This window comes from Pseudoalteromonas sp. SR41-8, assembly GCF_014163915.1.
GTDB classification, from domain to species: Bacteria; Pseudomonadota; Gammaproteobacteria; order Enterobacterales; family Alteromonadaceae; genus Pseudoalteromonas; species Pseudoalteromonas rhizosphaerae.
Genome location: NZ_JACJEE010000037.1, coordinates 32,870 through 44,740, shown reverse-complemented (window position 1 = coordinate 44,740; position 11,871 = coordinate 32,870). Strand labels below are relative to the sequence as shown.

The window sequence follows — 11,871 nt, the reverse complement described above, 5'->3', positions numbered from 1 at the left end:
AGAATGCCCAAAGTATTGAAGTTGAGCAAAAGAGCAGCGCAGAAACCACAGTCGAACAGCCGCTTGGGCAAAACAATGATGTAGTTGATGCTACACCCGAAGCAGTAATAACAAGCGAACCTGCGACGATAAAGGTAACAGCCCCAGAACCAGTGCGCACTGAGTCGGATTCGTTATTAATGCCAAGTTTATTGTTGTTAGTAGTTTTATTATTAGCTGCAATGTTGCTGCTGCGCTTACGGGCTAACAAAAAAGCAGTTGAAACTGCACCGCTAATTCCTGCAACTGATGAGGCTTCAAGTACAGAAGCCGCTGTATCAAAATTAACCCCCGCAAAAGCTGAGCCCGTAGCAAGCGAATCCACTGTTGCGCCAAAAAAAGCGGTTATAGCAGAGCAAGTAGTGATTGCAACTCCACAAACTGAAGTGATAAGTGCAGACGATGTGAACGTAAAAGTTGAGCTAACGCAGCGGCTTTTTAAAAATGAGCATGATTTTAAAGAGCCTGAAGTGCGTATGTTTGATCCTGATGCGCCATTACCAGGTCAGAAGCCACAACAACCTAAAGACGTCATAAAGCCTGCGACGATAAATGTTGAAGCTGATCTTGAAACTAATTTAGAACCACACCAAACGACCACAACAGAGCTCGATAGCGAAGCTGAGCAATTACCTAAAATGGATGATGAAAACGTTATTCATTGCGCAACGAATGAAGTAGCAAATGAAATTGTCCATTCGGATGCTGTTAATAGTAGTGGCCAAGTGCTCACATCAGGCCTTTCGCAAATGAGGGAAGTTAAGCTATCAACGACCGTGGATGTTCAACCACAAGCTGATACTTTAACGGTAACTGACAGTGATGATGAAATAGCACAGGCGCTTGCGGCATTAAACGATGAATTAGCAGCAGAGCAGCATAGTGCATCAGAGCACGATGAAAGAGATGATATATCTGGCGCATTTGTAGCAGATCCAAATCAGAGTAAAGCTAACCCATTTGCTAATTTATCACTCGACCCCACTTGGGATCCAAATTCAAAAGAAAAGCCGACGATTGTCCCGAAAAAAACAGTGCCAAAATCAGCCAAATTAATTGCAGCACAGGAGCGTGCAAAACAGTTAAAAACTGACGATTAATATATTAATTGTCGCTGGAGATTGATTATCCAAAGCTCAGACTATTTCGTTTAGTAGCAGCCTGCTCTGGGCTGTTACTTGCTGCTATAAATTACTTTGTTTGTATGAGTTAATATTACGAACCGCTTCACCCTTTTAGCATGTCGCCAACTAAAAAATAAAATCACAACGGTAATAAACAAACAAATACAGACAATCCCCATTAATGAAGAGGCATGCTGTAATAAGCTTGTTTGGGGGAGTGACTTTACGTTTTGAGTAGCTAACCTAATCGATTGCATGCCTTTTTTGGGTAGGATGATTTCATAGACATGATCATTAGGTTGTACTTCGGCACGTTGTAAGTTGCCCGCTGTTTGCCAATGTAATTCAAACTGTTGGCGCTTTACTCGCTGATGCCCAGTACACCATAATGCATTAATGGTGGCGTTTTCTTTAGTTTTACAGCGCGCTGGCAACTCATAGAAATTGCGCCATGCAGTCTGTTTTGCCGTGTTGTTATATGAGTGTAGATAAAAACCAGCTGTTATTGGTGATTCAATTATATTCGCGAAGCTGTCTTTATCGGTTGATGTTGTGATGTTTTCTCTGCGATTACAAAAATCAGCTAATCCAGTGAATAGTGTTGTGTCAGGTTGTTCTAATTGCGGTTGTGTCAAAGGGGAGTAAACAGCGGATGCAGTACATAGCGGGCTGAAACTGAGGGAGATTAATATAAAAATCCATTTTTTCATTAGTTACGTCCTGTAAAAGATGAACTTACAGCCTACCATTATTTTTTGTTATTGCAACTTTATAGGTACAACTAAACAAGACGGTAACCGTTAAAAGCGGAGATCTGTCTTAAAAGCGCATGAAAAAATTATTGTTGATTCTAAGTGTGTCAGTACATTGTTGTTAGTGGGATGATACACAATCCCGAGTAACGGTGGTTTTATTGGACCTAATATGAATCTATTCGGTGGTGCAGACCCATTGAAAAATAAAGTGTCAATATTAAAACCGTTAACCAGCTTTGGGTAAACGGTTTTAATATACTTTAATGCATGCCTAAGTAGTAATAGAGCATTGTGAAAGGTAAATTATTAGTTTACGTTTAGCGTTTTTGTGCCACATAACCACTAAAGCCAAGTGTTTTAAAATACAACTTGCCACTATTGAAGCCTGTTTCATCGAGTAAGTCGGCAAGACGAATTCTATCAAGTGGGAAAAACTCATGCTCAAAATTATGCTGCATGCGCTCTACCCCTGTTTCAGTTAAGCCTAATTGTTTGCTGAGTATCAATTGGGCATCACGCTCAAAAAGTGTTTCTGGACGCATTAAATCGGCTAAATATAATTGCCCATGTGCTTTTAGCTGTGTGCTAATTGCTTGCAACATGGCTTTTTTATCGCCGTTATCTGCCACAAAGTGCATCACTAATAAGCATAATGCGGCATCCGCTTGTTGTTTAAGTTCGGATGGCGAGCCTAAGTGTAAAGTAACCCGTTCGCTAATCCCAAGCTCAACAAATCGTTGCTTTGCGATATCGAGCATGTCTTGTGAGGTATCTTGTGCAGTAAAATGCCATTTAGGCTGCAAGGCAGCAAGGAGGGCGACTTCTTTACCGGTACCGGCGCCTATTACCAAAATATGCGCTTCATCGCCGAGCGTTGCTTGTAGTTGCGCTGCGGTACTGCTGTGCAGTAATTCATACCCCGGTACTAAACGAGGAATGCGAGAATCATACTGCGTTGCTTCGTCTTGTGTAAATGTTGGCATTACTATTCCTTAAATAATTGTAACAGTCGAATAGCCACCAGGTTTCTTGGCGACATGAACTTGGGTAGCAACCCGTTCTGTCATTTGAGATACATGGGAGATCACGCCCACTTTGCGCCCCTGCGCTTGTAATGAATCAAGTGCATCCATGGCAATGCTTAATGTTTCACTGTCTAACGTACCAAAGCCTTCGTCAATAAACAAAGAGTTAATACTTACTTTATTGGATGACAAAGATGCAAGGCCCAGCGCAAGTGCCAACGAGACTAAAAACGACTCGCCGCCGGATAAGGTATTAACTGAACGTTGCTCATCAGCCATGTCCTTATCAACAATGGCGATATCCAAGGTTTGCTCAATAGCTGTAAGTTCATAGCGTTTGTTTAACGTTCGTAAGTGGCTGTTTGCATAGTGTAATAATATTTTTAGCGTTTGCGTTTGTGCTAAGTTACGCATGGTTTTACCCGTTGCATCACCCAACACTTTATTAAGTACATGCCATTGCTCGACGTGTTTTTGCACGGTTGCCAATTCAGTTTGTTTGCCTTGCAGCGCCTGACGGTTTTGATTGTGCTGTTCAAGTACAGTATTGGTTGCAAGCTGTGCTTTGTGCTGCGCAGCTTGCTGATCGTTTAAATTGGCTAACTGTTGAATAAGCTCAGCATGGCTTTGCTTAGGTTTATCGCTGTTTTGATGCTGTAAGTAAGCGTGTTTGTGCTGCTTTAACGCGGCATTTTCATCTATTAAAGCTTGCGCTAATTGTTCATGTTGCTTTAAATGCGTTTTAATTTCATCGCTACTTAGTGTTAGTAAAATTGTGACCTGTTCGTGGCTTGCATCGCTGTAGCGGCTTTTAAATTCAGCAAACCATTGATTATAGCGAGTATCGAGGTCGGCTTGTTCTTGCGTATTTTCAAGTAGCCGTTGCTCGAGGCCTTGCAGCGTTATCGCGTGCTCGTCGCGTTGTTTTATCGCGTTATCGTGCGCTTTTTGGCTGTGCTGAAGCTGTGCTTGGCATTGCTCTTGTTGAGCAGCTAGCTTCGTTTGGTAGTCGTCAGCACTAATGTGTTCATTATTAAATAGCGCTAAGCGCTCACTTTGCGAGCTGCTATGTTGTTGCTGTGCTTTGGCTAAATCATCATTTAGGTTTTTTAAGATCAGCTCCGCATCACTGATCAGCGGTGTAAACTGCTGCATCTGTTGGTCAGCGCTATCGAGTTGTTTTTGCGCTTGCTCAAGTTGCTCTTGGTTGTGCTGATATTGCTCAACTTGCTGGTTTAACTCAGTTAAATCAAGTGTATTATTTTGCAGTTGTTGCCAAAATTGAGCCTCTTGAAATTGTGAACCAAGGGTCGCGGTTAGCTCATTAATTTGTGTGCTTAGCTCACTTAGCTTGCTATTGAGCTGGCTTTGTTGATTGCTTAGTTCAAGGTGGCGTGTATGTAACTGTTGTTGAGCTTGCTGCTCATTTTTAAAGATACTTTGCAGTTGGTTTACCTGCTCTTGCAAGTTGCGTTGTTGTTTTTGTGTTGCATAATACTGTGTTTTTTGTTCATTGAGCGCAATGTAACTGGCCTCCAATTGCTCTGAGGTTAAGTCATTAAGTTCAGTGCGGGCCGCTTGCATGGTATGTTTTATTTCAAGCTGTTTAGTCTGTGCAGTCTGTACCGCTTGGCTGTGTTGTGTGTGTTCAGCAACGAGCACAGCATGCTGAGTTTGATGCGAGTGAAGCTCTGCTAGGGCATTTTCGTAGTGCTGTTTTGCAGTTTTATAGTCATTTTCAAAAGCAGCGATTAAGTTAGTTAATTGCTGATCTGCGAATGGGTGTTCGGTTGCTCCACATACCACACAAGGTTCATTTGGCGTAAGTTGAGCACGTAAATGTTCGACACTTTCGCTGGCACGCAAGCGAGCTTGATTTAGTGCGTATTCACTGTGTTTAAGCGTTTGTTCTCGTGTTACTAGGTTCTGGGTTAGCGTTGTTTGTGTTTGCTCGCCCTGACTTAGTTTGCTTGCAATAACACTTTGTTGTTGCGTGCTTTGCTTTAGCTCTTGATTAAACTGTTTGTAACGCTCGCGTTGCTCTTTTAAGTAATCGATACTTTTAAGTTTGGCATCACATTGCTCAATATTAAATTGGCCGTGTTGCTTGTTGAGTTGATCAAGCTTTTGTTGTTCGCTTAAAAGTGTTTGTTCGCTTAGCGTCAGTTTTTTAGTTTGTGTTTCCAGCTGCTCGTTTTGCCGTATAAGCTCAGCTGCTAACTGTGTACTTTGTTCAGTCGTTGTTGCAAATTGCTGCTTAGCGTGCAAAAACTGATTAAAGCTATGCTGATAGTAATTCCAATCACTTGCTAGTTGCTTAAGTTGACTATGCTGGGTTAGCCATTGCTGGTGTTGCTCGGAATGTTTTTTTGCTTGTTGATGACTTGCTTGGCTTTGTTTAAATTGCTGCTGTAAATGAGTAAGTTGTTTTTGCTCTTTTTCATTTTGCCTTGTAATGCTGGTTATTGTTTGTGTTTGCATCGCAAGGTGATTGTCGAGCTCACGCGCTTTAGCAATGATTGGTTCTGCGCTTTTTTGCTGTTGTTTCGCCCTTTGCAAGCTCTCGTTGTGCTTTTCAAGTGCGCTGGCAAGATCAGTAATGAGTGCCATATGATCGATACTCTTTAAATCATTTACCTTGGTATTTAGTTCATTATTTTGCGCCGTTAAGCTTTTAAAGCGATTGCGATTGTCTTTAATTTCCAGTGCACTTTGCGCTTGTTTAGCCTGTTCACTTTGTGTTGCAATGGCTTTAAGCGCTGTACTGGCTTGTTGTTGATTTTGTTGTGCTAGATTAAGTGCTTGCTCTAAGCTATTGGCTTGCTTATACCAGTTTATACCCTGCTCGATGCCAGCTAAGGTTTTTGTAGTATCTTCAATTTGCTGTTTTAAATCATCAAGTAGTTGAGTTTTCGCGGCAAGTTCTTCGTCAGTGAGTAAGGTATAACTGGCTAAACTGGCTTTGAGCAATTCGAGTTTATTTAGCTGTTCTTTATGGCGCTCAAAAATACGTTTACCAATCAAGCTAAATTTATCTGTGCCAGTTAAGCATTCTAAAAGCTGGGCTCGTTCATCACCCGTGGCCTTTAAAAATGCCGCAAACTCATGTTGCGCTAATAATACCGCCCGCGAGAATTGTTCAAAGTTGAGCCCTATTTTACTTTCGACTTCTTTTATGGTGTTGCTTTTATCAGCTATTAGCGTTTCGTCTGGCAAAGTATAGAGGCTGTGCTCAGCTACTTTTAACTTGCCGGTTATTTTTTTATGAGTTCTTTGAATGGTATAGCGCGCGCGATAGAGCTGTTTATCTTGGCCTAAAAAATCGACCTCGGCAAAACCTTCCCATTTGCCCTTACGTAATAAGTTACGTGGATCATTTAACTTTATACTGTCGCCATTAAAATCTATTAAGTTACCTTTATCACCTCTTAATCGAGCTGTTTTGGTATAAAGGGCTAAGCAAATCGCATCTAAAAAAGTGCTTTTTCCTGCACCGGTGTCGCCCGTTATGGCAAATAAACCAGCATCTCTTAACGGTGCTTTGGTAAAGTCGATTTCGGCGTCAACAATTGAGGCTAAGTTATGGATGCGTACTGCGGTTATTTTCATAGTTGTTCTTGCTCCGCAAGTTCGCTTATTACATCGTTTAAAAGGGCTTTTAGCTCATCCGGGACAGCTTGCCCCGCCATGTCTTTGTTATTGGCAAACGCTTGCTCTAATAACATTTGCGGGTTGAGCATTTCGACTTGGCTTAAATCTTCAAAGACAGTTAAACGCTGCTCTTTATTTTGCTGACGAACGCGTTCTATGCCGCAAAAGCGCACTTCTTTGTTCTCTAGTGCTTTTTCAATTTGTTCTCGAAAAGTTGTATCGGTATCCCCTGCACTGAGCTTTACTCTTAAATACGGAGCTTGGCTATATTGGCTTAGGTCTAGGCTCGATAGTTGTTGGCATAATTGTTCAAGAGGTACGCACTCACCTTCAGGTAATAGAATCACTTCTGTTGGGCGAGGAATGTAAAGGGGGTTTACAGTCACTGCAATCGTATCATCAGTGGTGGTTGTAAACTCAGCAACACTTACTTGGTGTTTATAGTTGCGCTCTGAAAACGACATCGGCATTGGTGTACCGCTATAGCGGATAGTCTCGGACTTTGCGACTATTTGCGCTTTATGCAAGTGGCCCAGCGCAACGTAATCAGCATGATTGCTAAACACGTTTGCTGTGACTGATTCTTCTCCGCCAATTATCAAATTTCGCTCAGAATCACTGGAGATATCGCCGCCCTTGGCATGTAAGTGCCCCATCACTATCAGCGGCGTTGTTGCAGGCTTATCAATGAGCGCATGCTCAATACTTAGCTGGTACGCCTTAGCTATGCCTTGAGCGTAATCGTGACCGTTTTCAGTGTGACTAAGTGAACTAACATCACTGGCACGTAAAAATGGCATTGCAACGATATGAGCTGTTACAGAGTTGCTATTTAAACGCAGTACCACATCTGCTGGATTATTCGCATCAAAACGGCCTACGACCTGAGTATCAAACTGAGCAAGCAGCGGCTGGGCGGCCATTATGCGATTTGCAGAATCATGATTACCGGCAATAAGCACTATTTGCAATGCAGGGCAGTGCTTTTTGGCATCTTTTATAAATTGGTAGAGTTGATTTTCACTGCTAGCAGGCGGGGTAGCTGTGTGATAAATATCACCAGCGACTAACAGCAGATCTATTTGTTGTGTGACGAGCGTGTCTATCAGCCAACTGAAAAACACCTGATGCTCTTGGCAGCGATTGTGTTCGTAAAATTGTTGGCCTAAATGCCAATCTGAGGTATGTAAGACTTTCATGTCACGCTCTTAAAAAACAGTTAAGAGCGTCAATATACCCAAGCTAAATTAAGATGCAAGGGCACAAGCTGAATCTTTAACTTGTTAGGTTATACCAAGCAAAGATCACCATGGGTAAAGCTAACAATGCCAGCACTAATGGTACTTTGAGTGCTTTGGTTTGTTTGGCCTGCAGTACTTTTAACGCATTCGTTTCGTTACAGGCAGCTACTTTATCAATATAAAAATAACCTGAATCTAAATACTGTTTACAACTTTGTTCATCTGCTGGAATTGCAATTACTTCTTGTTGTTTTTTTAGGATATAAAAATCCATATGCCCACCGCATTTTACTAGTATGTTGAAACACTTTTGAGGAGAAAAGCGATGCTTTTAACCCCCTCAAATCAAAAAAGTGGGCGATTTTAAATACAAATGACTATAAAGGTCAACTAAAGAATTCATTATTTAGCCATTAATACAAAAATAGCCGAAATTAAGCTAAAAGTTATGCTTATAACCACCAAACTACTGCATAAAACAAGCCACTTTTTACGTTTTTTACTATGTTTTGGAAAGCGATCGAGTGCGTCGTTTTTATCGCAAGCCGCAACGACTTCAACAAACTCGAAGCCCCGCTTTTGATATTCATTTAGTTGCTCAGTCTGAGCTGGAATTGCCGCAACACTATTATCTTTTTTTACAATGTAAAATTTCATTGGTTACCCCTGCAAGCTGTCAGCTAGCTTATTCAATACTATGGTAAGAGGGTTTACTACTCATCGTTTAGGTTAACGTGTTTACAAATTGTAAAGCTAACTGTAATAGACTTGCATTAATTAAGCCTGAATTTCGTACAAAAGTTGCTGTAAACCCCCTTTACAATAATTGCCTTGTTGTTAATCATCAGTATTTAAGAATAAGTTATTTTTTACCCTATAAATGCGGCGGTTTATCGCTATTTTATTGAATATATCTGACTATTTTGACAAAGTATGCTTACGAAAAATTAACAGGATTAATTATGAAAAAAGCAGTTGTAACTTTAGGGGCTATATTTTTACCGTTAGCTCTCTCAAGTACTGTCATGGCTTCTGCAGTTGAGCAAACAAAAGGCAGTTATGTTGATAAGTTTCGCCAACTCGATGAAGTGCTGCCTACACCGAATGTTTATCGCAGTGCAGCAGGTGAACCTGGTGAAAAATACTGGCAACAGCATGTTAATTACGACATCGATGTAAAGCTTGATGAAAAAGCGCGTCGCTTAACAGCAAGTCAAACCATAGAGTATAAAAATAATTCACCACACACACTCAAGTATTTATGGTTGCAACTCGATCAAAATATTTTTAAAAGTGACTCTATTGCAGAACGTACTGCTACATTTAATGGTTCTGCCTTGCAGGGAGATCCACAACCCAAAGCAACTAAATTAAGTTTAAGCCAGCTACGTCGTCAACAATTTATGAGTGACAATGAACTTGGCTTTACAATTGCTAATGTTAAAGATGACAACGGTAAAGAATTAAAAGTCACAGTTGTTGATACACTAATGCGTATTGACTTAAATGAACCACTGAAACCAGGCAAAGACACCGAATTCAGCATGGACTTTGCTTTTAACATCGTTGAAGAAGATGCCGTTGGCGCTCGCTCTGGTTACGAGCATTTTGAAAAAGATGGCAACGATATATTCTTACTTGCTCAATGGTTTCCACGTTTAGCTGCTTATACAGATTACGAAGCATGGACTAATAAAGCCTTTTTAGGCAGTGGTGAGTTTACGCTAGAATTTGGTGATTATGATGTTGAGATCACTGTTCCTGCCGATCATATCGTCTCAGCAACGGGTAAGCTTGATAATGCTAGTAGCGTGCTGACCCGTACTCAGCGAAACCGTTTAGAACAAGCCAAAAATACAAAGCGTCCAGTATTTATCGTTACTGAAGATGAAGCCTTAGAAAATGAAAAAGAAGGCACAGACAAGACCAAAACATGGCACTTTAAAGCGGAAAATGTGCGTGACTTTGCATGGGCGTCGTCGCGTAAATTTATGTGGGATGCAAAAGGTTACCAACAAGGAGGTAATGATCAGCCATTAGTGATGGCTATGTCATTTTTCCCCAAAGAAGGTGGCGATCTATGGAAGAAGTATTCGACCGAAGCAATCGTACATACAATGGAAGTTTATTCGCGCTTTTCATTTGATTATCCATACCCTGTTGCGCAGTCAGTCAATGGTCCAGTAGGCGGTATGGAATACCCAATGATCACATTTAATGGCCCACGAACTGAGTTACAGGATGACGGTTCGCGTACTTATTCACAAGCTGAAAAGCGCTTTTTAATTGGCGTGGTGATCCACGAGGTTGGTCATATTTATTTTCCTATGGTGGTGAACTCTGATGAGCGCCAATGGACTTGGATGGATGAAGGTTTAAACAGCTTTTTAGATGGTGTTGCTGGGCGTGAATGGGATCCAACTATTCCATGGGGGGTTGAACCGCGTGACGTTGTTGCCTACATGAAGTCTGAAAATCAAGTGCCGGTAATGACTCAGTCAGACAGCGTACTGCGTTTAGGGCCTAATGCTTATACCAAACCTGCGGCCGCACTAAATATTTTGCGTGAAGTGATTTTAGGCCGTGAGCTGTTTGATTTTGCGTTTAAAGAGTACGCCCAGCGTTGGAAGTACAAGCGCCCTACCCCTGCTGATTTTTTCCGTACCATGGAAGAAGCATCAGGTGTTGATTTAGATTGGTTCTGGCGTGGCTGGTTCTATAGCACTGATCATGTTGATATCTCGCTCGATAAAGTCTATCAATTACGTTTAGATACTAAAAATCCTGATATAGATTTTAATCGCCTACGTGATATTGAAGCGGCTAAACCTATGCCACTATTTGTGGAACGCAATAAGGCTGAAGCTAAAAAGCTATGGGTTGAAGAAAACTCCGACGTAACTGATTTCTACGATGAAAACGACCGCTTCACTGTTACTAACAAAGAGCGCAACTCGTATAATAAATTTTTAAAAGGCTTAGAGCCATGGGAGCGTAAAGTACTCGATCGCGCAGTTGCAGAAGATAAAAACTATTACGTGCTTGAATTTTCGAATTTAGGCGGCCTAGTAATGCCAATTTTACTTGAGCTTACCTATGAAGATGGTACTAAAGAAGATCGTATGATCCCTGCCGAAATCTGGCGTCGCAACCACAAACATGTGCAAAAACTTATTATTACTGATAAGAACAAGACTTTGGTATCTGTAACGGTTGATCCTCGTTGGGAAACTGCAGACGTAGATGTTGAAAATAATAACTACCCTCGTCGTATTATTCCTTCACGTATTGAAGTGTATAAAAAAGAGCAAAGTAAAGCCAAAGTCAGCCGCGATATCATGCATGATATTAAAACTGAACTAAAAACAGATGACGAAAAAGATGACGCTAAGGAACAAGAATAATGCGTTTTATGCTTATTATTCTTGCTTTTATAGTTGCTATGCCTGCGACGGCACATCAACTTAAAGCATCAGTAACTACTGTTTTATTCAATAAACGTACTAGCAATATTGAGCTAATGCATCGTTTTTATTTACATGATACCGAGCATGCTGTGGAGCATTTATTTGCCGGTGGCGCCGATATTATTAGTAATAAAGAAGATCAACAACGCTTTGTAGATTACATCGAATCACATGTTGCTTTACAAACACTCGATGGAGAGCCGCTAGTGTTGAAAGAAGTGGGTGCGCAAGTTGATGGTAAGTTTTTTTGGGTTTACCAAGAAGCACCGATCCCAAAGGATATTAAAGGTATCCGTATGAGTCACGGCGCGCTGCGCGATTTATGGCCTGCGCAAGTGAATATGGTTAATGTTGAAGGTAAAGGCAAAGTGAAAACACTGCACTTTACCCAAGATGACACTTGGCTAGAAGCGCGCTTTGAACCAGCTAATACAGCGGTAGAGCAAACAAAGTAGGCAAGTTTAATAGTCCCCCAACCGACGCGCACAGTGGTTTTGTGCGCGTTTTTTATTAATTTTTAATTAAATACGAATATGTTTCTTTTCATATCCAATTGCTTAAACTATCTT

9 protein-coding genes are annotated in these 11,871 nt (G+C 41.2%); 3 read left to right on the top strand and 6 right to left on the bottom strand.

Features of this window, described 5'->3' with window-relative positions; translation table 11 throughout:
- The coding region (locus H5162_RS18570) for a hypothetical protein (protein ID WP_182779283.1) at positions 1 to 1,139 on the top strand (1,139 nt) is incomplete at its 5' end.
- 74 nt (positions 1,140 to 1,213) lie between these two features.
- Here H5162_RS18570 and H5162_RS18565 read toward each other — a convergent pair.
- From H5162_RS18565 to H5162_RS18540, 6 genes are all read right to left on the bottom strand, one after another.
- Complete coding sequence (locus H5162_RS18565; RefSeq protein WP_182779282.1) at positions 1,214 to 1,873, bottom strand: hypothetical protein; 660 nt, start codon at positions 1,871 to 1,873, stop codon at positions 1,214 to 1,216.
- Positions 1,874 to 2,235: 362 nt separating this feature from the next.
- A complete protein-coding gene (locus tag H5162_RS18560; protein WP_182717327.1) occupies positions 2,236 to 2,901 on the bottom strand; it encodes a class I SAM-dependent methyltransferase in 666 nt (221 codons plus the stop codon).
- Between the two features lie 9 nt (positions 2,902 to 2,910).
- Complete coding sequence (locus tag H5162_RS18555) at positions 2,911 to 6,552, bottom strand: AAA family ATPase (RefSeq protein WP_182779281.1); 3,642 nt, start codon at positions 6,550 to 6,552, stop codon at positions 2,911 to 2,913.
- Positions 6,549 to 7,793 carry an exonuclease SbcCD subunit D C-terminal domain-containing protein gene (locus H5162_RS18550; protein ID WP_182735474.1) on the bottom strand — a complete coding sequence of 415 codons (1,245 nt, stop codon included), beginning with the start codon at positions 7,791 to 7,793 and terminating at the stop codon, positions 6,549 to 6,551. The genes H5162_RS18555 and H5162_RS18550 overlap by 4 nt, the downstream gene beginning before the upstream one ends.
- A 76-nt stretch (positions 7,794 to 7,869) precedes the next feature.
- A complete protein-coding gene (locus H5162_RS18545) occupies positions 7,870 to 8,109 on the bottom strand; it encodes a hypothetical protein (RefSeq protein WP_145238872.1) in 240 nt (79 codons plus the stop codon).
- A 128-nt stretch (positions 8,110 to 8,237) separates the two neighbouring features.
- Positions 8,238 to 8,492 carry a hypothetical protein gene (locus H5162_RS18540; protein WP_182731983.1) on the bottom strand — a complete coding sequence of 85 codons (255 nt, stop codon included), beginning with the start codon at positions 8,490 to 8,492 and terminating at the stop codon, positions 8,238 to 8,240.
- 305 nt (positions 8,493 to 8,797) lie between these two features.
- Here H5162_RS18540 and H5162_RS18535 point away from each other — a divergent pair, with 305 nt between their 5' ends.
- The gene (locus H5162_RS18535) at positions 8,798 to 11,239 is read left to right on the top strand and encodes a M1 family metallopeptidase (RefSeq protein ID WP_182779279.1); all 2,442 of its coding nucleotides are present in this window, start codon (positions 8,798 to 8,800) and stop codon (positions 11,237 to 11,239) included.
- Positions 11,239 to 11,757 carry a DUF6702 family protein gene (locus tag H5162_RS18530; protein WP_145238863.1) on the top strand — a complete coding sequence of 173 codons (519 nt, stop codon included), beginning with the start codon at positions 11,239 to 11,241 and terminating at the stop codon, positions 11,755 to 11,757. The genes H5162_RS18535 and H5162_RS18530 overlap by 1 nt, the downstream gene beginning before the upstream one ends.
- The last annotated feature ends 114 nt before the right edge of the window (positions 11,758 to 11,871 follow it).

Coding starts and splice junctions, on each gene's coding strand:
- H5162_RS18565 (WP_182779282.1), bottom strand. CDS start 1,873: ATGAAAAAATGGATTTTTATATTAATCTCCCTCAGTTTCAGCCCGCTA.
- H5162_RS18560 (WP_182717327.1), bottom strand. CDS start 2,901: ATGCCAACATTTACACAAGACGAAGCAACGCAGTATGATTCTCGCATT.
- H5162_RS18555 (WP_182779281.1), bottom strand. CDS start 6,552: ATGAAAATAACCGCAGTACGCATCCATAACTTAGCCTCAATTGTTGAC.
- H5162_RS18550 (WP_182735474.1), bottom strand. CDS start 7,793: ATGAAAGTCTTACATACCTCAGATTGGCATTTAGGCCAACAATTTTAC.
- H5162_RS18545 (WP_145238872.1), bottom strand. CDS start 8,109: ATGGATTTTTATATCCTAAAAAAACAACAAGAAGTAATTGCAATTCCA.
- H5162_RS18540 (WP_182731983.1), bottom strand. CDS start 8,492: ATGAAATTTTACATTGTAAAAAAAGATAATAGTGTTGCGGCAATTCCA.
- H5162_RS18535 (WP_182779279.1), top strand. CDS start 8,798: ATGAAAAAAGCAGTTGTAACTTTAGGGGCTATATTTTTACCGTTAGCT.
- H5162_RS18530 (WP_145238863.1), top strand. CDS start 11,239: ATGCGTTTTATGCTTATTATTCTTGCTTTTATAGTTGCTATGCCTGCG.